This window comes from Cohnella algarum (assembly GCF_016937515.1).
GTDB classification, from domain to species: Bacteria; Bacillota; Bacilli; order Paenibacillales; family Paenibacillaceae; genus Cohnella; species Cohnella algarum.
This window is the reverse complement of sequence record NZ_JAFHKM010000002.1, coordinates 2,422,529-2,442,853: the sequence shown is the minus strand read 5'-3', so window position 1 is coordinate 2,442,853 and position 20,325 is coordinate 2,422,529. Positions and strand designations below refer to the sequence as shown.

Genomic DNA, 20,325 nt, shown 5'->3' with positions numbered 1-20,325 from the left:
ATACAGCTAACTCGGGCATAAGAGCCTAGGTATAATACTACATAGGTTAGTTTAATGTTTCTTTCATTCTAACGTCAATCGCCGCCATGATGGTTTCTAACTAAAATCACTTATACTGCACTCCCTTTGTATAGTTGTTTCTTGCATTCCAAAGCAGATACTCATCGACTCCCATATCTTTGAGCGCATCGATTTGTGCTTGCACTTCTTTCTTACCATAGGGAATATAGTTGCCTTTCCCAAGCCAGCTGGCGGTGAAATCCTGAATCCATGGACGAATCACCGGCGCTGCGCTGCCCAAGGTCTCCAGTTTGGCGAACGTATCAACCATTGCTCCTTTTATCGTGTCATAAGGAGCCTTATCAGGAACGCCCAAATTGAACCAACCGGAACTGTAATGACTGGGGTAAACCATCGGACTGATTACGTCCACAGACTTGGAAATTTTCACAAAGTCCTGGCCAATCCCCTCTGCTGAGGGAACGGAGGCCGCGTATCCGAAAATATCCACGGACACGCGAACACCAAGTGGAGCCAGCTGTTTACGTGCATACTCAACAAATCCGCTGATGATGTCAATGCGGCTCTCTTCTGATTGAGCAAATTTCAGTGAGTCGGATTTTTTCTCAAATCCTTCTGGAAATCGGACATAATCGAATTGAATTTCCTTAAATCCAAGCTGAGCCGCTTCCTTGGCAATCGTGAGATTATATTCCCACACTTCTTTCTGGTACGGGTTGACGAAACTTTCATTTCTGCCATTCTTCCATACGGTTCCATCCTGATTGGTAAACGACAAGTCCGGGCGTTTTTGGGCGAGCACGCTGTCTTTAAAAACCACGATTCTGGCGATCGGGTACACGTCGTGCTTCTTAAGCCGCGTCATCAGTTCCGTAATGTCCGCAATATTTTTTTGTACAGCGCCAGTTGCTAATAACTTCGGATTTTTTGTCGGATAAGTTATAAATCCGTAGTCATCTTTCACATCAATGACCATACTGTTAAGTTCTGTTTCGTCAAGCAGTTGGAGGAGACTCATGAGTCTCGATCCTCCCGCGCTGTGAGAGGTAACGTATATTCCTTTTATAGCCGAGTCCCCGGTTTGTGCATCATTCTTATCTTGCGGGTTTTCCAATAGGCTGTCTATACTCAATTTTGTACCTTGATTTATGGAAGACTGCATCACCATCATATTGAGTAACGTCTGCATAACCGTTGAATCTTTCATTTCGCCCCCTGTTATGAAATTTTGCAACAGCATCAAAATCACCAGCATGTCGTCTAACTTCCTCCCTGCGGCGGAAATTTTTCGTATATCTTCACCGATTCTTTGAAAAGTTCGGTTACAATAGTTTGTTAAAGGAGGTAAACCCATGGCTGTCGAAGTCCATTCCTATACGAAAAACAAGCGGATTCTAATTGTAGACGACGAAGAGCTTATGCGGGAATTACTGCAGCTCTACTTGCATAACGAAGGCTATGCCACGGATACGGCCGTTGATGGCGAAGAAGCGCTTGCAAGAATGCAGCAAGTAAAATATGATCTTGTGCTGCTTGATCTCATGATGCCCAACCTGGATGGGTTTGACGTTTGCAAAACGATCCGTCAGAATTCCAAGGTCCCCATCATAATGCTTACTGCCCGTGACGAGACGATTGACAAAGTTGTCGGATTGAAAATTGGTGCCGATGACTACATAACCAAACCATTCGAACATCAAGAATTAATAGCGCGACTCGAATCCATTTTTAGGAGACAACAATATCTGCAGACGGATTCCCCGTCAAACTTAAACCTTTTAAATCGAAGAACAATCCTGACTCGCGGCGAACTGCAAATGAATATTCAAACTCGTCAAGTTTTCTGCCGGAACGCTGAGCTGTCTCTGACACCGAAAGAATATGCGATTCTGAAGTTATTTCTGTCAAACAAAGGAAGATTGTTTCAAAGAGAAGATATCCTTGAATTATTATGGAAGAACCGACCAATCAATGATGACCGAACCGTCGATACGCATATCAAAAATATAAGGGATAAACTCACGCAGGCCGGACTACCCGGCCAGGAGGTCATCAAAACGGTATGGGGAACAGGGTTTATCTGTCATGAAGATTCTTAGGATGAACAGCTTAGCCGTTAAACTCGGCCTCATTCTCGTCGTGCTGTTTATAGTGCTCGTATTTAGTATCGGCAGTGTCCTTTACATGCTGTTTATCCGGTTTTATACGGACGATGTACTGAATGAGCAAATTCAGCGAACAGAGAGTTATGCCGCAGTTTTAAGCGATCATTTTGATTCTCCCACCATCGGGCACCTGCTCCGTATGGAAAGCGGTACAGATAATCTTTTGCTCATATTGGATCAATCCGGAGCCAGTCGCGGACAGTCTGAACGGATTTTAGGTCTTTCCCCTGATTATCTCAAGCAAATGATAACTCACGGTTCCGAAGATCACGGGGTCCTGTCTTGTCATCCAATTGGAAAAAAGACCCCTATTTCGTCACCAAGGCGTCAATTATTTCGAATGAGAAAACGATTGGCAGCGTGCTCATGTTTAGTCCGACCTCACCGACCCGATCAGCTGCCGAAACCTTGCAAAATATGTTTATCGTTGTCGTCTTCATTGTACTCATTATGGGTGCTGTCATTATCTTTCTGGTATCGAGCCGCATCGTCGGGCCTCTTCTTCGCATCATCAATATTACCCGCCATATCTCAGAAGGAAAGTACGATTGGGAGCTGGATACGAGCGGCTCTGACGAAATCGCCCAACTATCCCAGGCCATACACCGAATGTCTCGAAACATTCAATTTTACGAACAGCAACGCAAACAATTTCTGGCTGACATTTCCCACGAACTACGGACACCCATCACCTACATGAAAGGCTATTCCGAAGCGCTGCTGAAAGGGTTCGAATCGTCGGAAGAAAAAAGAACGAAGTATATAAACCTCCTTTTTCAACAGAGCAGTCAGCTTCAGCGACTTATCGAAGATTTATTCGATCTGGCCAAACTGGAAGAAGGGACATTCAAGATCAACTTTGAGCGAACATCGTTGGACAAGCTCATGCAAAATGTATTAGGTTTATTGGCGGATCCGATTCAGCAAACCGGAATCACACTTAGCTATACCCCCTCCCCAACCCCGTTGTATCTGGCCGGCGACGAGAGGCGTCTCCAGCAGGTTGTGGTGAATTTGCTGGAGAATGCCAAAAAGTATACGCCTGCCGATGGTTCAATCACGATTACGACCTACGAGGAGGACAATTTCGGTGTCATTGAGATTGCGGACACCGGGGTCGGTATTCCAGCAAATGACCTTCCGTATATATGGGAACGGTTGTACCGTGTGGACAGATCACGTTCCCGGGCAACCGGAGGAACCGGGCTGGGCCTTGCCATCTGTAAGGAAATTGTTGAACTTCATCATGGGAACATCCAGGTTGAGAGCACGGAAGGACAAGGAACCGTTTTTTGCGTTCGCATCCCGTTGTTCCACGAAACGACCGGATCCGTTAAACGTTAACCGGGCTCGCTAACGCTGACGGAGCCGTTTGGAATTGTGCAATATACATCTGATGCCAAATGATAAACACGAGGAGCGTCCACAGCTTGCGGCTGGCATCGTACTTGCCTGCGCGGTGGTCCTCCAGCATCCGCAACGCTTTTGACTTCTTGATCCATGGGATATGATCAGATGATTCCAACAACTCCCTGGCCCAACCATACCACTCATTCCTTAGCCAAACCCGGATGGGCACCGGAAAGCCCAATTTCTTGCGGGATTGCACATCCGGGGGCACGATATCCTTCATCGCTTCACGGAGTAATAATTTGGTCCCGGAACTGGATACTTTATATCGTGTGGGAATCTTGCTTGCCAATTGAAATACTGCCGGATCCACAAAAGGGACACGAAGCTCGAGCGAATGTGCCATGGACATTTTGTCCGCTTTCATAAGAATATTGCCTCGAAGCCAGGTATGAATATCGATGTATTGCATTTTCGTGACATCATCATAATTTATGGCCTTCTCATACAAAGGAGCGGTGATGCCGCGTGCAGATACAAAATTCTCTGATCGACTAGCGGGCATGTTCAATATCATGTTTTTTTCCGCATCTTCGAAAATTTTGGCATTCCCGTAGAACCGCTCTTGCAGCGGACGGCTGCCTCTTTCCAAAAAACTCTTCCCTTTCATGCCGGCCGGCATCCAGTGAGACAATGCCCCTGCCATTTTTCGAATGCCTTCCGGCATTTGCTCGAAAACCCGCAAAGAGAGCGGCTCCCGGTAAATGTTGTACCCCCCGAAAAATTCATCGGCCCCCTCCCCCGAAAATACTACTTTGACATGGCGGCTTGCCAATTGAGACACAAAATAAATACCTGCGGCGGACGGATCGGCGACGGGCTCATCCATATGCCATATCATCTTGGGCAGCGCATGTAAATAAGCATCGGCGCTAACGGAAATTTCATGGTGCTCCGTGCCGAAATAGGCGGCGGTTTTCCTCGCAAGGTTCAGCTCGCTGTAACCTTCCGACTCGAAACCGACGGAAAAGGTCTTCGTAGGTTCCAATTGCTGAAGCATACCGACAAGGCTGCTGGAGTCGATCCCGCCGGAGAGGAAGGCGCCTCTTGGGACATCGCTGTTCCGGTGAAGCCATACAGATTCTTGCAATACACTGCGCGCTTCCTCTGCCAAATCGTTGAATGGTCGGGTTTCCTCAGGAGCAAATTTCGCCTCGAAATAGGGCTTCGTTGTCAGGACCCCGTTTTTGATCGTCAGCGTGTGACCGGCCATCAGTTTACGGATGGATCTGAACATGGTCGCCGGTTCCGGGACGTATTGAAATGTAAGATAGTCGTAAAACGATTGCCCGTCCACTTCGCGATCGACTCTGTCCGAAGCCAGAAGAGCCTTGATTTCGGATGCAACCATATAGCCGTATGGCGTCTCGCAGTAATAAACCGGTTTGATACCGAATGGATCGCGGGCGGCAAAAAACACTTCTCGCTTCTTATCCCAAATGGCCAATCCGAACATGCCCCGCAATCGGCTTACACATTCCTCACCGTTTTCCTCGTAAAGGCGCAAAACAACTTCCGTATCCGAATCCGTACGAAAAGCGTGCCCGCGGTCCATCAGCCAGTTGCGCAGTTCCCGGTAATTATAAATCTCGCCGTTAAACACAAGCCAAATATCCTGGCTGTCATTTGCCATCGGTTGAGCGCCATGTTCCAAATCGATAATGCTCAATCTTCGGAATCCGAAACCGACGAACTCGTCGATTTTGATACCCTCATCATCCGGACCCCGGTGCGAGAGGATATCCGTCATTTTTCGAAGCATTTCCGCGTTTACGGGAATACGGTTATAATTATACACCGAGACAAAACCGCACATTGTTTATCCTCTCCCTCATATCTCTCTACCTCCAGTCTACCGGCTCTTTTCTATAGAATTCGTGATGGCAAGATTACAGTTCGGCACGTCTTTCTTCACAAAATCTTCACGTTTGACGATAATAGAAAAGAACATCCACAGCGGGATGTTCTCGATAAATCGATCGTCTTTATACATAGGTAATGGCCTGACTGCCCATTTGTTCCCATGCCGCACGAAATGAGGCCACGGCGATTTTGCGGTTCTTTACTTCGGCCAGCGGATCATTGAAGTAAATATACTTTTCATCATAACCGGTGATGAGCACGGAATGCTCCTTATAAGTAATCTTCACTTGACCGGTGGGCGTCTCCCAGGTCTGAAACAGGGAATCGGGAAGCTGCGAGAACCACGTGTTGGAGATCACCCATACAGGCTTGCCATTTTTCACGGCATGCAGGATATCTTCGAATTGGCTGCCGGTCATGTCGATGACGCGGCCGGGCAAATATTGTTCCGCCAATTCATAGATCGGTCCGTGATAAACGCCGTATCCGGGTTTGGAAAAGGTATACATGTCTCCGACGAATCCGTCATACGGATTTCCGAAGTAGATGACACCGTTCTTCTTCTCGTATGGGGTCGGGTTTTTTTTGACTCTCTCGGCCAATTCCATTTTATCGGTGTCAATTCCGGCATAATTAAGCATCATGACCAATGAGGTAACCTCGCACCCTCTTGGGAGCTCGGGCATTTGGGCAATAAGCGGAGCGTCGATCATGTCGGTCCGCGCCGGCAATCCTTCAAACGTCCAGATCGGCTGGTCTTCGTCCTTAAAAAGCACCTTGCTGTTTGCAAAACTTTTGGCGAGCTTGACCGCTTCCGGATACTCCTCAAAGTCCCCCAAAAACTTGTCGCCTTGATAAACGGTAAATGGCTTGTAATTATTCCACAGCATGCCGGGTTTTCCCTCTTCGCGGATGGACGCCTGAGGCATTCTTTCGGCGGCGGCTACCGCTTCTTCCATGCTCGCGTAGGAGGAGTGAAGTTTTGCCCCGCTGTACACCTGAAATGGCTTGGGGTCCGATTTCTCGCCCTTGGAAACAGCGGATGGCGCGGTTGCCGACAAGCCTCCCTCCAATTCCTTGTCGCCAGACCTGGAATTAACGATGATCGTTACGACCGCTGCTGCCGCCAAAACACTGAGAAGCATTTTCATCTTTTTTTTCAATTTCGGCATCTCCATGAATCACTTCCTGGCTGTAAGCTTTTTTGTATTTGAGAGTAGAGATTCGTAAATTGGTTATAGTATACTACATACCGTAGTTTAAATTACAGAATGAATATTGGAGGTGGAAGAAACGTGAAAGTATCCAAGCGTCTTGTCGTTTCACTTGTTTTGGGTCTGGTTTTAGTGACTGCAGCAGGTTGCGGCAACGGAAATGATAATCCCCCTAGTCCTGCCGATTCCGGAATGGGAACCATGGACCACAGCAACATGGATATGGGCGAAAACTCAACGAACAAGTAATTCCTTATTACCCCGTATGCATCTCCGCTGCGGGGCTTTTTTCCTTAAGCAGCAAATAGATCATCAAACCGATGCTCGCCAGTATGACAATGATACTGGTCCACTGACCCGCAGTCCAGTCGAGAGCGTATCTGGGAGAATCCCCCCGCAGAAATTCAAGAAAGAATCGTCCGATCGCGTAGAGAATGCTGTACAAAAGAAACATGAATCCTGCTGGCCATTTCGTATTCCGCAAACTGATGAGTATGGCGAAAACAATCAAATCCCACTGACCTTCCCATACCTCGGCCGGCCATAAAGGTTGGGAACCATAGACGTCATAAGCGATCGTACCTGGCGGATATACGATTCCGAAACCTGAACCGGTCGGCGAACCAAAGGCGTCGCCATTGAGAAAACACGCGATTCGGCCCACAGCTTGTCCTAAAATGATTGCAGGAGCTACAAGGTCGGCAAACGGCCAGAAGGTAAGACGGTTCATTCTCATATAGATTGCAGCCGCGATAAATCCGCCGACAATCGCTCCTTGTATCGCAATACCGCCATTCCATATAGCAGGAATCTCCATAAGATGATTCCGATAATAATCCCATTGAAAAAAGAATACATGCCAGATTCTTGCCGTTATAATGGCACCAAGAACGACATAAACGATCATATTGGGTATGTGTTTTTGATAGTGAGTGCCCCGGGTTAAATAGTAAGCTACCCCCATCGCCAGCAAGATCGCCAATGCGACCACAACTCCATATGATCGGACCGAAAAATCGCCAATTGTGAATAAGATAACCTTCATTCTCCCAAACACTCCCCTTCTGTAACGAACATGATTTCGCCAAAAAACATTTTCAAAATCCACATGAAAAAATCGAGGAGATTGCCCGCTAAGGGTAAACCTCCTCTTTGTTGATTTTACGATTGGTTGGCTTTTTGGGGTTCGCTGACTTTCTGATTCAGGTCATTCACCTGCTGTTGCAGCGACTCCTCTGCATGATTGTCTGGTTTATGATGTTCTTGATGTTTCCCATGCATTCCTTTCATCATAAACAGCATCATGATTGGGCAAATTAACGCAACCAACCAGGTCCACTCCATCTTTACCACCACCTCGTATTTTTACTACGAAATGTAGTATAATTGGTTTCAAAAAATTCATGCGAATCAAGTTTCCAGTTCTCCGGTCCATTGTGCCATGCCGCCGTTTAGATTGTACACTTGCTTATATCCGTTTTCCAGCAACAAGTTGCCTACCTCCGTCCCCATTCTACCCGTATGACATACAAAAACGATCTTTTTGTCGGTTGGAAGCTTTTTGAAATCCTGCTTCGCTTGTTCAAACGGAATGTTCACCGATCCCGGAACCCGTCCGGCAGCAAAGAGTTCCGGTTCCCTTACGTCAATAATCATCAAATTTTCATTCGATTCGATCATTTGCATTAATCCCGCTGTATCCACAAATTGGAGAGTTGGTTTTTCTTCGTTTCTCCCGATAACAGCGGCAAGGATGATGACATTCACAAGCACCAGTACTGCCCATATCCCGTATTTTTTGATCATGCATTCCGGTACTCCCTTCTTTTTAATACTACATATTGTAGTTTACTATATCATAAGCAAGCGGCTCAAGAACAGCCGCTCGTTACGATGCCGGTGATAAATACGACCATAAGCGCAGAAGATAAGAATGGAGAAGTTCCCCATATCGGAAACTGTATTTTTTGTCCAGGCTCCATCAATTGCATCAGTCTGTAATTGATGGCATTGTCAGCGAAACCGATGCCGATCTGCGCGGAGTTTGGCATCCGGGACCATTTCAACAATACATTTGCCAAATAAAATGGCGAATTCATCCGCTTGATGCTGTATCGGTCGGCTTGCAATTCCATCACAACATGGATATAAGAAGCAGGACGATTCAGGATCGGAATGAACGGCAAACTGTTCTTCATCATTTTAACGAGCAGTAATCGCAAGGGATCATAATGCCTGCAATGACACCACTCATGCCAGAGGATCGCCGCCAGCTCGCCTTCGCTGAATTGCTCTACCGTTTTGCTCGAAACCACAATCATGGGCCTGAGAAAACCGTATGTCAACGCAACCGCACTATCCTGATTGATGACAATAATTTTGTTCCGAAAATGCGGGTAGCACCTGTTCACCTTCTCCGTCATTCGCTCGTTACGGTGGATCATTACATACCGATACCAACGCTTCGCGTGAACCCACTGTCTGGCAATCTCCAACAAAACCATTCCATAGCTGTATCCAATAAGAACATTCAACCCGATAAAGACGATTTCGTGCCAAACCGTTCGCTCTTTCAAAAGGGAAAGGCAGTATTGGATAAATCCCCAATCGGGATTATAACCGAATAATTCATGGCCAAGGTAAACGGCCATTTGCAACCAAATGAAGCCGCTAATTGCGATCATCGATAAAAAGACCACATGATGTTTTAACGGCTTCATAGTTGTTCCTTCTTCCATTCGTTGAGTCTGGCTTCCAGCAATTTCATTAATTCGGGATCCGCATCCTTGAAAGCATCAACCAAATGATTCACGACGAGTTGACCGTACTCCTCAACCAAACCGTAGGTTACGGCTTTGGTTTGCTCGGCTATAAATTCTTCTTTGCTTTGCACCGTATGGTAATGACTGATTCGATTTCGGCCTTTGCCTGTTGTGATCTTCTTCAAATGTCCTTTCTCAGACAATCGATTTAATACCGTCATGACCGCCGTATAAGACAGCTCCTCGGAAAGAAGCTCCTGCACTTCCTTAATGGTTACTTTCTCTTTCTCCCATGCGATGGCCATGATTTGCGATTCAAGGGGCCCAAAAAATCGATTCAACCCCTCTTCATGCAGTTTCATTCTCTGAATTTTCAAGGTAGACCTCCTCCCATTGCATTTTATCAAAATTACTTTTACAAATTGTAGAGTTATCACCTAACGGGCGTCAAGCTTAAGCTCGTCAAAATATCTTTTTTGGCGCTGTATAAGGACAAAGTACCGTAAATCGTCGCGATTCGCTTTTGTTCCTTCGCGCTTGAAAATCCGGCTTTATGAATCAATTCCGGAAAAACTCCTTTAACGTGATCGCTTGTTGTGGAAAAACCGTCAAGCAGCTGAATGGAATAAAATGCTATGCGCATCAGCACATTCTGTGCTTTCCCCCAATCCGCGATATGAATCTCCCCACCCGGTCGTAAAACCCGATGCATCTCCTGTAATGTTTTGCTTTTATCTTCACGGGTAAGATGGTGAAACATCAAACTTGATACGATACGATCAAACGTATTCTCCGGGTATGGCAATTTATAAGAATACCCCTGTATGAAATGGACAACAGCTCCTTCGCTTTTCATTTTGTCACCAGCAATTTTCAAAGCTTTTGGATCCGCATCAAGAGCGTGCACTTCGGCTCCCGGATGGAGCTTTTTCATCATCAGCGTCAGGGTGCCAGTGCCACAACCCAAATCAAGCACCTGATGTCCGTTCTCAATGTTGGCTTGCTGCAGCAAGAGGGTTTTAAATGTCTTTTCGCACATGGTCCATTCCATTATAGGATCATAGAGCCTCGTCAATACGTGATAACGCAGGGCAGGTACAATTTTCTTTTCGCTCGATTCCAAACCGCTCGGCCTCCGTTTTGTTAATTTTCTTTTCGATCCGGCAGATTTCGCACATAGCTGTCCGGCAACCTGAGCAATCGCAGTGCTTCGTCAAACTGTTGCCTGGTTGCCGCCGGTTTTGTTGTTTTTCCGCTTGCAAATGAATAAGATTCACCATCTTCATAGCCGTTGCCCGGCACAAAGATGCCGTTGTCCGTGATCAGTGAGCCGGAGGGCAAGTAATACCGCTCGGGCAAAACGTTGGTGTCGTTATTCAGCAGATCTTGACCGAAATGGATTTGACCCTGGATCGAAATTCCCAGCAAATTCGCGATTGTCGGAAACAGATCGATTTGGCCGCCAAGTTGCGGAAACCGTTCAGGCGTTGCGCCGGGTGCGGAAATGATCAACGGGATATTCAACATATCCTGAACGTCATATTCGCGGCCATAAATCTCTTTCATCAAGCCTTTTTCCCGTGCATTCAGCGTGTATTTCGGCAGTCCGAGATGGTCCCCATAAACAACCACAACGCTGTTGTCCCAAACCCCATTTCTCTTCAACTCATCGATAAACTGGCCCAGGGCCTTGTCAGCATAATTCTGAGCCCGGATATAATCTCCAACAAGGGTGTTTTCAAACCGCTGCGGCAGCTTCATATTATTTTTTCGCTTGGGCAAATTAAACGGATGATGACCGGACATGGACAGAATTTGCACATAAAAAGGCTTGCCGCTTTGCTGCATTTTCAAGAGTTCCGGCGCTGTTTTTTGATAAAGGATCTCGTCGGATGCACCAAACATCACAATGTCGTCATTTCCGAAAAAATCATCGTCGTAGTACTTCTGCCAGCCGAGCGCTTTATACAAATTGTTCCGATTCCAAAACTGTACGTCATTGGTATGGAAGGTCGCAGTCTGATATCCATTTGCCCCGAAAATCTTCGGCATGCTCGGCAGTTGCTTGTTGGAGTAAACCATCGTGGCGGCGTCGTGCTTGGGAACATATAACGAAGTATTGACCACAAACTCCGAATCCGAAGTGTTGCCCTGCCCGACCTGTTGATAGAAGCGTGGAAAATAATAAGAAGCCTTTGCCAGCCTGTTGATATTAGGTGTCACTTCTTTTCCGTCCAGCTTCAGATCAATAAGAAAATTTTGAAACGCCTCCATCTGAATGATGATGACATTTTTGCCTTTGGCTTGGGCCCAATGAAGAGGAGTTGACGTTTCGCCGGTTTCTAAATGTTTCAATTCATCAATGGTCTTTTGTGTAACCTCTGTTGGATCTCCCTGTACCTCTTTTGCGCTCGCCACCGCAGCGAATACTTCGTAATTCAGAATATCCATGACCTCGGCTTGCCTCAGTTCATTGACGATATCTTTGTTTAACCACATGCTAAAAAGAGAAAGGACGATGGACAGGGATAAAACAACGCCATTTCCTCTGATTCTCGCAATGGCCTTGCCATTTTCGATCCACTTTCGAAACGCCCTGCTCGAACTTAAAAACAGGATAAACAAACCGATATCGGCAAAAAGAAAAAGGAAAGAAGCGTGCATGAGAGAAAACACGCTGCCCTTGACTTCCGATACCTGACCGATTTGCTTCAACACTTGATAGGTCGGTATGACCCCAAAGTATTTATAAAATATCGTGACCGCAATGTATACCGCCGAAATGAGAAAGTCCAGAACCAGGTAAGCATAAAATTTCCGCTTGGCAAAGAGCCATTCCGCCAGGCAAAAAAACACCCACACCGACGGCAGTCCCGCCAGCAGCGCCGCCCAAAGTTCAGTGGTTCCCCAGATGAAGTAACGAACAAGATAGATCTTGATGAGCATGAGAGCCGAGAAGAGCATAAAAGGCTTCGCAGCGATCCGCCCCATTTGTGAGGGAAACCACATCTTGATCACTCCTGCAAGATTCAGCTGCAATATTATATCGAATTTTAACTCACTCCTATGTAGTAGTAAAGTTGATTCTTTTTAACTGGAATGAAATACGCCGGCCCCGAGCAAGGAGCCGGCGTATTGCGGCGAGTTACTTTAACTTCGTATACAACACCCAACCTTCGCTGGTTTTCACCGCGAGATCGTCGCTACCCTTTACCTGGAAAATCTCAGTCCCGATATCGAGCATCGTGGAGTCCCCATCCTGCAAAATATAGTTCGGATCTTTCCCGCTTCCGATCACTTTGAATTTTACTTCTCCGACTTTCTCGCCAATTTGGTCGTCTCGGAGAGCACTCCCGAAATCTTTGACATAGGATGCGCCTCCCCATTGGAACGTGTCCAGCCAGGAAGCAGAGGAAGTGTCGGGCGATACAGGTGAAATGGGTTGATCAGGATTCGTCTGGGGGACGGTGGGGGCCGTGGTTGGATCTGCAGAAGTTGTTGGGACAGGTGACGGCATTGCAACGGGTTCGATGCCGATTCCGGTTTGGGCCACAGCATAAACGACAAGCGCAAGAACGGCAGCTGCCGGAACAAGCATCCAGGACTTCAGTTTCATCGTTTTTCTCCCCTTCTGTCTCAAAATGGATTGAATATCAACATGGTCAGGAAAATCATGTTGATTCGCCGCTTCGTGCAACGCTTCTTTCAATTTTGATTCCATATGTGCCCGCCTTTCCCGATTTCGCTTTCGCCGCTTGCAGCCATCATTGTCCTCAAGAGGCTCCTGGCTTTGTTGAGTCTCGATTTGACGGTGCCTTCATGGATATTCAAGGTTTCGGCCACCTCTTTCACGGACAGCTCTTGAAAGTAGTGCAGAACAATGACCGATAAATACTTGCGCTTCAATTTGCGTACGCATTGATAAATAAAGGCATGATCTTCGCTAAGAACATATTTTTCCTCCGGAGGATTGCGCAAAATTTGCGGAATGGCTTCTTTAAATTCCAAGTTGAACCAACGTTTTCTTGATTGCTTCATGCTCATATGGATGACAATCCGGTTAAACCAGGTTTTGAAGGAGGCTTTTTCCGGGTTGAATTTCGGAAGAGAACGGTGGAGTTGAATCAATGCTTCCTGTACCGCATCCTCAGCCAGATTGTAATCGTGCAGAAGCAAATAGGCAGTTTGGTGCGCTTGTTTGAGATAAGGTTTGACAAGCGTATTGAAGGCCTCATCAGATCCATGGGCCGCCTGGTTGACGAGCTCGTTTTCCGTCACGCGTGACTGCCTCCTTTCACCTCTATATTACCTGCATCCTGCTGTTTGGTTCATTTTTAAAAATCAAAAAGTATAAATGCAAAGAACCCGAGAGAGGGCACTTTCATTAAAGTGTCCATCTCTCGGGTCACAGCTTTTTTCATGATTGTTATTCGATCACTCTGCGTGCGGTCACATAACGATCCGCCCAGTATCCGCTGTTCAGATTGGAGATGTGCACCCTTTTTGCAATTTCGATTTGCTGACGTAGGTTCCCGCATCTTTTTGGTATTTGGTTCCCCATTTTAATTCAATTCCGTTTTTCTCAAAAACATATTCTGTAAAAGAGGAACAGTCAAAGATTAAACGATTGCGATCGCGTGTTCCGTAGTCATATTCGGCTTTGCCGATCAATGACTTGGCTGTTGCGATGATGGCGTCCGCTTTTGAGGAGCTCGGCGAATTAATGATTTTCGGTTTAGGCTCACTTGTCGGAGCGGAAGAACTCGGGTCCGGGCTGCCGGAGTAGTTTGTATACTTGGGATCGGCGGAAATATAGCCTGTTTTGCCGTCTTTCGTCTCGATTTTCAACCAATAGCTGTTCACTTTTTCGATTACATGAACATCTTCCCCTTTAGGAAGCATTCGGATGACTTTGCTGCTTGTGCTGGGGGCAGTTCTAAAGTTAACGCCCCACTCCACTTCTGTTTCATAGTTGCTGGCGGCGGAAACGGATCCCACTGCTGGAACTGACAACAACAATGCTGCAAATAGAATCACCTTTTTCTTCATGCACAACCTCCGATGTTTCTCGTATTTTCCCCGAATAAATCTGAAGATTTCCGGATAACTATACCCTAGCACACTCTCAAATTTGAACCGGATGCAATTTGTTCCAATTGCGAAATGGGGATATGAAAAAAAAGAGCCATCGCAATGGCTCAGCTTCTTTAACACATATGAGCGTTTTGCAGTAATCTGAGGCCTTGAGCCGTAAGGATTTTCGGACATAAAAAAGGGACTTCACCCCAACTTGGAGAAGTTTTCAAGTGACCAAACCCGAAAACAACCAAGGGAGGAAGTCACTTTGTATATTCTCCAAGAATGTCTGTTTTCCTTCGAAGAACTTTTAAAAATACTACCTAAGGAGCGATTGCCGATCTTCTTCAGCTCTCTCGATCTGAGACCGTATGCCAAGGAACTGAGAAGCCGTTCACCCCGAGGCGCTGACGGATACTGCAGACAAGGTATTCTACGAGCACTCTTGGCTGCGCCGCTTGAAGGAATCGCTACCTTTACGGGATTGCATCATCGTTTGAATACGGATCTTCGGTTTCGTTATCAGTGTGGACTTCCGCTGGATCGGGAAGCTCCCTCCGTGTCCACATTAAGCCGAATTTTCGCGGAATTGACGAAAAAGGGCCTGGCAAAGCGGCTTTTTGAGGATTTGGTCACACGCTGTCAGCAGGAAGGTATCATAGAAGGCAGTAACGTCGCCATAGACAGCGCCGCTCTCCGCGCTTACGAGAAAAAGCAGCCCAAACGCAAAAGCGAGCAAACGGGTAATGCGAACTGGGGCGCAAAATTTGATTCCTTGGGCAATAAAATCACATGGTTTGGTTACAAAATTCATCTGGCGGTCGATACGAAAAGTGAATTGCCGATCGCCTTGGAAGTAACGCCGGCGCATGTCAATGATGGAGAAATGGCGCCGGGCCTGATCGAGAAAACAGCGTCCAGGACGAGCACACGATTTTTCATACTCGATGCGGGCTACGACCAAATGAAAGTTTATGAGGCCGCCCGCAACGTCAAGGCACAAGCCATCATTCCCCTTAATCTTCGGGGGGAGAAGGAACCGCCTGCTGGCATGACCTCGAACGGAACACCGTGCTGTTCCATGGGTTATGCGATGACATACTGAGGAGCTGACGGCGATATGCTTAAATTTCGCTGCCCGCATGCCACGGGTAAAGTCGACTGTCCGCTTGGCATGGCTGCCTGCTCGTCTTCAAACTATGGAATGGTCGTCAAAGTAAATGCGAAGGATGATCTCCGGCGATACAGCATCCCTCATCGGGATACAAAGCGTTGGAAGGAACTTTACAATGAACGAACCAGCGTAGAACGCTGCAACTCCCGATTGAAAACCTATTTGACGGCAGACGCCGCACATGTCCGGGGCATTCAGAAAGTCACAACTCACCAGTATTTGAATGCCATTGTTCTGCTTGCATCTGCGCTCGCCGTTTCTCATCATTCGAAACGGGCTGCCGCTTAAAAAACGAGCTGTTCTAAAATTCTGCAAGTCTGTCCTTTTCCTCATCCATATAATACCATTTTCGGAAATCACCCCTTATCGACAGTGAAAATGCTATCGCTTCTTCTCAGAAACGGAATTATGCAAAACGCTCATATAAAAGAACGAAATCTAATAGATATATAAACAAAAGGAGGCGAATCTATGAAATCCCGCCATTATGAAAAAATTGTTGTTGCAAGCTTTGTCGTATCCTTTTTGGTTACGCTTACGTATTTCCAATTCACCCGTTCAAATCCGGCGGCAGCTGCGTCTATCCAAGTTTCAATCATTTCGCTGGAAGAAACGAATTCTGATGTCCCTCCTGAACCGAAGCCAAATTCCAAACTTTCAGTTTCCAATACAAATACAGTTTCCGCAGCATCCCGGCAGCCGTCCATCCTCATTTATCACACGCATAACCGCGAATCCTGGCTGCCGGAGCTCGACAGCTCGAAAAAGGCGGAGCAAGCGTTTGATTCCGAGATCAACGTTACATTGCTGGGTTCATATTTAAAAAAGAAACTGAGTCAAGATGGAATTGAAGTCGTTCATTCTCGCAAAGATTACCCAAATCTAATCAATGACTTTGATTATGCAAATTCCTATATGTATTCAAAAGCAGTCATCACAAACGAATTAAACCAACATAAAGAACTTCGTTATCTATTTGACATTCATAGAGACGCAAGCGTTCGAGAGAAAACCACCGTTACTTTTAATAGAACTGACTATGCACAGGTCTATTTCGTTGTCGGCACCAATCATCCGGAATGGAAGAAAAATTTAAAATTTGCAGAGAAGCTGCAAAATCTTTTAAATGCACGTGTCCCTAACTTGTCCAAAGGAATCTATCTGAAAGACAAGTCAACCGGAAATGGAGAATACAATCAATCTCTGTCCGGAAATAGCGCGTTGATTGAAATAGGGGGAGTCGAAAATACCCTGGAAGAAAGCTATCGTACCCTTGACATCTTGGCGGAAGCCATAAGAGAGCTGTGGAATCGGGATGCGCAACCTGTTCTGTTAGCTGCAAACATGGGCGAATATAGTTAAGGGTTATCTGATATATGCACCTTGAGGACAAATGTACAATCCATACGTTCACCCCCATCATAACATGGCAGAGTGATGAGACCATCACAAATCCCAAAAGATGAAGGATGATATACGATGGGGGTTGGTGTTGGCTATGGCGGCTATGGCGGCTATGGCGGCGGGGCAGCTTTTGCCCTGGTTTTGTTCATTCTGCTGATCATCATTCTGGCAGGCGCTGCATTCATTTAATTGCACCGCAAACGGCCGATCTTGATGGGGGACAGCCGGGTACGGGGTTCGGAGGGGAGGCTTCTTCGGGATGTTAAGGCAAATGTGGCCGACCTTCAGCTTCGGACTCCAAATGATTAGAGACGATCATGCCGTTGATGGGATTTAACATTTGAGGTGACTTCAATAAAAAAGGCCTCATTAATTGTGAGGCACCCGTCCTATACCTAATAACCATCTGGCCAATTTACGGCATGCGATCACGATTATCGCGAATTCCTAAACGACATACAATGGGTGCTGGTCGGGCCGAATCCAAAGATCCGTCATCACACCAGCGGCAAAGAAGGCAATAGGGAACGAAAATTCGACCGACAGCTTGGCCGATAAAACTCCTCCGTATATCGCGAGCAAGTGCGGTGGGCTCCAAATACTCACGTCAAAACCGACCAGTTCAAGGTAAATAATATCGAAAAAGCCTGCGCATAACTGAAACAGTGAGCCGGTCCCGGCTAACGACAAACCGTTATTGCCGGGTATGCGCGCGGGGGCAAAACGGCCGATTTTCACTCATTGCATGATTACATAGGTGATCACAAACAATCCGTTAAGAAATATACTAGCGTAAAGGATGGCGGCATGGGGCAGTGTGAAAAAGGTCTTCACCCTCTCATCCGCATGCCACCATTCGTCAAAGTAAGCGGCTGCCACTCCCAAATACGATAAAATCGTTTCCGATATGAACGAAGTCTTAAACATGAAATTATTCTTGAAAGTTGCAGTTTACACACTAAAGCTGAAGGGATGCTAGAGATTAGCGCCTGCCGTTGCCGCCGGCAGGACGCCTGTATTATTCCATCACCGTGAGTGTTTCAACCATGTCATTATGTCCGGCTCCGCACATTACACTGCATCTAATCGTATATTCTCCAGCTTTGTCAGGTGTCCACGTTACCGTTTCCGTATTTCCGGCGGCGATTTGCTGGTCGATATCGGTACCTTCAATAAAAAAACCATGATTGCCTTCTTCTCCTTGAATCGTAAAGGTTACCTGTTCTCCAACTTTGAATGTTGTATTGGACAATTCCCACTTCCAGTTCGAGGCAACCACGCTAACCTGGTTGCCGGATGCATCGCTTGAAGACGAATCCGGACTGGAGCTTGTTGAACTTCCCATATCCATGTTGCCCATATTGCTCGAATTTCCGCATGCTGCGGTTACAATTGCAACGAAAATCAGAACTGTAAGCGTTAGATGAACTTTCCTTTTTTTCATATCCATACCTCCCAAGTTTATGAATGAATTACTCAAACTTTGACGATCAGCTACCCGGCTTTCGAGAACACAATGACTTTTTCCCCTCCCTTCTTTTTCAAATTTGATTACTACAATATGTAGTTTATAAAACACACAAAATCAAACGAATGTATGGCAGATCGTTGACAATTAAGTGAACGTTTTTTTCTACGACTGACCAATTAACATACAGTACATTTTTTCGGCTCTTTGTAGGTACTGTTCGGGATTCGTTCTAAAGCGTCTGCGTTTGGTAGCTTCACTCAATCGAGAAGATCAGCGAAGACGTTCATCTCGAAATGCAAGGTAGCTGACAGCCTGTAGTCTACTCACAAGATCATTTTGGCGAAGTGCATCATCCACAAACACGACCATCTCACCATTCCGGAGAATATACTCGTTCCAACTTCTCAGTCCGGTCATCCGCCGATGCCTGGTCTTTGTTCGTCGAAAAAAGCGCTCATGATCGTTATTTGTTCGGGGGACATGCGGGTAGTCGTAACACGTAAATAACCCTTTCCAGAACCCTCGTGTGTAGCTCATGAGATTAGCTACCATTAACTTGTCATCTTCGTTGGTGTATGTCTGCTCAACCCAATTCAGCAATTGCTGCATATGAAATTGAACTGTCTCACTGCGCTTGTCTATGTCTGGAATCAAGATCTCGGCAACGTGCTGAACCGGAAGCGCCCATCGCTTCACCGCAGCATACTGTTCTTCGAAGTCATTCAATTTGCTGAAAATTCTGATTAGATTCCGGAGTAGCGAGGGCCCCTTTTTTATCCAGGCATCGTTCGAGGGAAGCCTGAATGGCTTTTGCGTTTTCATACACTCTTATCCCCGGTAGATCGAGCGGTGGATTACCATCTTCAAGAAGTACGGAGCGAATGGCCGCTACGTAATCCTTGGCCACCTCAGCTTCAACTGATGTGTCATGCTCGATTCGCTTCTCGATTTCGCGAATACCGCGAAGACTTTTCTTAATTCCTGTCTTGAGTTTGCGGTCTAATTCGACTACCGGCTTTGCAATATCCTTTAGATAGTGGTACTGACAATATTGGTACGGTACGTTCGGCAACAGGGATTCCATGGCCATTCGAATGGATTGTTGGCCATCCGTGATAATCCCTATGATGGGAAAGTCCAACTTGATAACGGGTAGGATCAGCTTTTTAAGTTCTTCAGCGGAACCACTCTTTAGGCTTTGGGCAGCCAAGATGGTACCGCTGAACACTTCTCGTATGACGTAGAGCGTCTCATTGCCTTTCTCGGGCTGCACTCCATCCATGGAAATCATGATGCCACCATGGTCCGAAACGACTTGCTGTAATGTTTGTTTTACGTGATCCGTCACGCTTGCGCGAAGCAAGGTGAGATAACGCTCATACAATCTCTGAGAATTGCGTTCCGACGTGGCTACTCCGCGTCGATTCAGCTCTTCCGTAATTTCGCCGATGGTCATATGTTGCTTAAACCGAAGCTGACCGACGAGCGCCAGCACGTCAAAGCCGTACGAAGTATGTTTCATGCACAGAAGTTCGGCTTCTGCAGATTTGTAATATGTTCTGGGGTACGAGCAATCCATATTACTGCAAACGTAAGCCATGCTCCAAGCTTGGATCACACCGGAGAGCGTGATGATATTCTTTTTCCAAGCGGTATGATGCCGTTTGAGTTTGGCTCCGCAGTGAGAGCAATGCTGCATTTCTGGACGAAAGTAAATCTTTTTTTCAGGAATGACCCGATTCTTGGGTAAGGGCATGAGAAAACC

The 20,325-nt window shown here is 46.5% G+C and carries 21 protein-coding genes and 1 pseudogene; 6 read left to right on the top strand and 16 right to left on the bottom strand.

Annotation, left to right across the window (positions count from 1 at the left end):
* Positions 1-106: 106 nt before the first annotated feature.
* Complete coding sequence (locus tag JW799_RS11070; protein WP_205429811.1) at positions 107-1,276, bottom strand: putative glycoside hydrolase; 1,170 nt, start codon at positions 1,274-1,276, stop codon at positions 107-109.
* 97 nt (positions 1,277-1,373) lie between these two features.
* Between JW799_RS11070 and JW799_RS11065 the strand changes: the two genes are divergently transcribed.
* Positions 1,374-2,120, top strand: a complete 747-nt coding sequence (locus tag JW799_RS11065; RefSeq protein WP_205429810.1) for a response regulator transcription factor — start codon at positions 1,374-1,376, stop codon at positions 2,118-2,120.
* Positions 2,121-2,468: 348 nt separating this feature from the next.
* Entirely contained in the window at positions 2,469-3,530 is a 1,062-nt protein-coding gene (locus tag JW799_RS11060; protein ID WP_240353233.1) for a sensor histidine kinase, read from the top strand.
* Here JW799_RS11060 and asnB read toward each other — a convergent pair.
* Together asnB and JW799_RS11050 are read right to left on the bottom strand one after the other, a co-directional pair.
* Positions 3,520-5,412 carry an asparagine synthase (glutamine-hydrolyzing) gene (gene asnB / locus JW799_RS11055; RefSeq protein WP_205429809.1) on the bottom strand — a complete coding sequence of 631 codons (1,893 nt, stop codon included), beginning with the start codon at positions 5,410-5,412 and terminating at the stop codon, positions 3,520-3,522. The two genes, JW799_RS11060 and asnB, sit on opposite strands and share 11 nt — an antisense overlap.
* A gap of 169 nt (positions 5,413-5,581) precedes the next feature.
* Entirely contained in the window at positions 5,582-6,637 is a 1,056-nt protein-coding gene (locus JW799_RS11050) for a C39 family peptidase (RefSeq protein ID WP_338026255.1), read from the bottom strand.
* A gap of 117 nt (positions 6,638-6,754) precedes the next feature.
* On the opposite strand from JW799_RS11050, the gene JW799_RS11045 reads away from it, so the two are divergent.
* A complete protein-coding gene (locus JW799_RS11045) occupies positions 6,755-6,922 on the top strand; it encodes a hypothetical protein (protein WP_205429808.1) in 168 nt (55 codons plus the stop codon).
* 7 nt (positions 6,923-6,929) lie between these two features.
* Here JW799_RS11045 and lgt read toward each other — a convergent pair whose 3' ends face one another.
* From lgt to JW799_RS10995, 10 genes are all read right to left on the bottom strand, one after another.
* Positions 6,930-7,718 carry a prolipoprotein diacylglyceryl transferase gene (gene lgt, locus JW799_RS11040; RefSeq protein WP_205429807.1) on the bottom strand — a complete coding sequence of 263 codons (789 nt, stop codon included), beginning with the start codon at positions 7,716-7,718 and terminating at the stop codon, positions 6,930-6,932.
* Between the two features lie 116 nt (positions 7,719-7,834).
* Positions 7,835-8,017, bottom strand: a complete 183-nt coding sequence (locus JW799_RS11035; RefSeq protein WP_205429806.1) for a DUF2933 domain-containing protein — start codon at positions 8,015-8,017, stop codon at positions 7,835-7,837.
* 66 nt (positions 8,018-8,083) lie between these two features.
* Complete coding sequence (locus JW799_RS11030) at positions 8,084-8,479, bottom strand: rhodanese-like domain-containing protein (protein WP_205429805.1); 396 nt, start codon at positions 8,477-8,479, stop codon at positions 8,084-8,086.
* A gap of 65 nt (positions 8,480-8,544) precedes the next feature.
* Positions 8,545-9,393 carry a M56 family metallopeptidase gene (locus tag JW799_RS11025; protein WP_205429803.1) on the bottom strand — a complete coding sequence of 283 codons (849 nt, stop codon included), beginning with the start codon at positions 9,391-9,393 and terminating at the stop codon, positions 8,545-8,547.
* Positions 9,390-9,812 (bottom strand): BlaI/MecI/CopY family transcriptional regulator, encoded by a 423-nt coding sequence (locus JW799_RS11020; protein WP_205429802.1) that lies wholly within the window; start codon positions 9,810-9,812, stop codon positions 9,390-9,392. Before JW799_RS11020 ends, JW799_RS11025 begins: the two co-directional genes overlap by 4 nt.
* A gap of 56 nt (positions 9,813-9,868) precedes the next feature.
* Entirely contained in the window at positions 9,869-10,558 is a 690-nt protein-coding gene (locus tag JW799_RS11015) for a class I SAM-dependent methyltransferase (protein WP_240353232.1), read from the bottom strand.
* A gap of 20 nt (positions 10,559-10,578) precedes the next feature.
* Positions 10,579-12,444, bottom strand: a complete 1,866-nt coding sequence (locus tag JW799_RS11010; protein WP_205429800.1) for an LTA synthase family protein — start codon at positions 12,442-12,444, stop codon at positions 10,579-10,581.
* 136 nt (positions 12,445-12,580) lie between these two features.
* Positions 12,581-13,156 carry a hypothetical protein gene (locus tag JW799_RS11005; protein ID WP_205429798.1) on the bottom strand — a complete coding sequence of 192 codons (576 nt, stop codon included), beginning with the start codon at positions 13,154-13,156 and terminating at the stop codon, positions 12,581-12,583.
* Positions 13,141-13,713 (bottom strand): antiterminator Q family protein, encoded by a 573-nt coding sequence (locus JW799_RS11000; protein WP_205429796.1) that lies wholly within the window; start codon positions 13,711-13,713, stop codon positions 13,141-13,143. Before JW799_RS11000 ends, JW799_RS11005 begins: the two co-directional genes overlap by 16 nt.
* Positions 13,714-13,914: 201 nt before the next feature.
* Positions 13,915-14,484, bottom strand: coding sequence for an SH3 domain-containing protein (locus tag JW799_RS10995; RefSeq protein ID WP_205429795.1), 570 nt, complete (start codon positions 14,482-14,484; stop codon positions 13,915-13,917).
* Between the two features lie 295 nt (positions 14,485-14,779).
* Between JW799_RS10995 and JW799_RS10990 the strand changes: the two are divergent.
* From JW799_RS10990 to JW799_RS10980, 3 genes and pseudogenes are all read left to right on the top strand, one after another.
* Positions 14,780-15,973, top strand: a pseudogene (locus JW799_RS10990) (transposase).
* Between the two features lie 183 nt (positions 15,974-16,156).
* A complete protein-coding gene (gene spoIIP, locus JW799_RS10985; RefSeq protein WP_205429784.1) occupies positions 16,157-17,047 on the top strand; it encodes a stage II sporulation protein P in 891 nt (296 codons plus the stop codon).
* Positions 17,048-17,164: 117 nt separating this feature from the next.
* A complete protein-coding gene (locus tag JW799_RS10980; protein WP_205429781.1) occupies positions 17,165-17,278 on the top strand; it encodes a sporulation protein YjcZ in 114 nt (37 codons plus the stop codon).
* An 829-nt stretch (positions 17,279-18,107) separates the two neighbouring features.
* On the opposite strand, the gene JW799_RS10975 is transcribed toward JW799_RS10980, so the two are convergent.
* The 3 genes from JW799_RS10975 to JW799_RS10965 all read right to left on the bottom strand — a co-directional run bounded on the left by JW799_RS10975 (position 18,108) and on the right by JW799_RS10965 (position 20,316).
* A complete protein-coding gene (locus JW799_RS10975) occupies positions 18,108-18,533 on the bottom strand; it encodes a cupredoxin domain-containing protein (protein ID WP_205429779.1) in 426 nt (141 codons plus the stop codon).
* Between the two features lie 297 nt (positions 18,534-18,830).
* Positions 18,831-19,382, bottom strand: a complete 552-nt coding sequence (locus JW799_RS30065; RefSeq protein ID WP_420830613.1) for an IS66 family transposase — start codon at positions 19,380-19,382, stop codon at positions 18,831-18,833.
* A complete protein-coding gene (locus JW799_RS10965; protein WP_205429775.1) occupies positions 19,279-20,316 on the bottom strand; it encodes a transposase in 1,038 nt (345 codons plus the stop codon). The genes JW799_RS30065 and JW799_RS10965 overlap by 104 nt, the downstream gene beginning before the upstream one ends.
* Positions 20,317-20,325 lie beyond the last annotated feature (9 nt).

Bases quoted from the DNA above. Each gene is read 5' to 3' on its own strand.
- JW799_RS11070 (WP_205429811.1), bottom strand. From the start codon at position 1,276: ATGCTGGTGATTTTGATGCTGTTGCAAAATTTCATAACAGGGGGCGAA.
- JW799_RS11065 (WP_205429810.1), top strand. From the start codon at position 1,374: ATGGCTGTCGAAGTCCATTCCTATACGAAAAACAAGCGGATTCTAATT.
- asnB (WP_205429809.1), bottom strand. From the start codon at position 5,412: ATGTGCGGTTTTGTCTCGGTGTATAATTATAACCGTATTCCCGTAAAC.
- JW799_RS11050 (WP_338026255.1), bottom strand. From the start codon at position 6,637: ATGGAGATGCCGAAATTGAAAAAAAAGATGAAAATGCTTCTCAGTGTT.
- lgt (WP_205429807.1), bottom strand. From the start codon at position 7,718: ATGAAGGTTATCTTATTCACAATTGGCGATTTTTCGGTCCGATCATAT.
- JW799_RS11035 (WP_205429806.1), bottom strand. From the start codon at position 8,017: ATGGAGTGGACCTGGTTGGTTGCGTTAATTTGCCCAATCATGATGCTG.
- JW799_RS11030 (WP_205429805.1), bottom strand. From the start codon at position 8,479: ATGATCAAAAAATACGGGATATGGGCAGTACTGGTGCTTGTGAATGTC.
- JW799_RS11025 (WP_205429803.1), bottom strand. From the start codon at position 9,393: ATGAAGCCGTTAAAACATCATGTGGTCTTTTTATCGATGATCGCAATT.
- JW799_RS11010 (WP_205429800.1), bottom strand. From the start codon at position 12,444: ATGTGGTTTCCCTCACAAATGGGGCGGATCGCTGCGAAGCCTTTTATG.
- JW799_RS11005 (WP_205429798.1), bottom strand. From the start codon at position 13,156: ATGGAATCAAAATTGAAAGAAGCGTTGCACGAAGCGGCGAATCAACAT.
- JW799_RS10995 (WP_205429795.1), bottom strand. From the start codon at position 14,484: ATGAAGAAAAAGGTGATTCTATTTGCAGCATTGTTGTTGTCAGTTCCA.
- spoIIP (WP_205429784.1), top strand. From the start codon at position 16,157: ATGAAATCCCGCCATTATGAAAAAATTGTTGTTGCAAGCTTTGTCGTA.
- JW799_RS10980 (WP_205429781.1), top strand. From the start codon at position 17,165: ATGGGGGTTGGTGTTGGCTATGGCGGCTATGGCGGCTATGGCGGCGGG.
- JW799_RS10975 (WP_205429779.1), bottom strand. From the start codon at position 18,533: ATGAAAAAAAGGAAAGTTCATCTAACGCTTACAGTTCTGATTTTCGTT.
- JW799_RS30065 (WP_420830613.1), bottom strand. From the start codon at position 19,382: ATGAAAACGCAAAAGCCATTCAGGCTTCCCTCGAACGATGCCTGGATA.
- JW799_RS10965 (WP_205429775.1), bottom strand. From the start codon at position 20,316: ATGCCCTTACCCAAGAATCGGGTCATTCCTGAAAAAAAGATTTACTTT.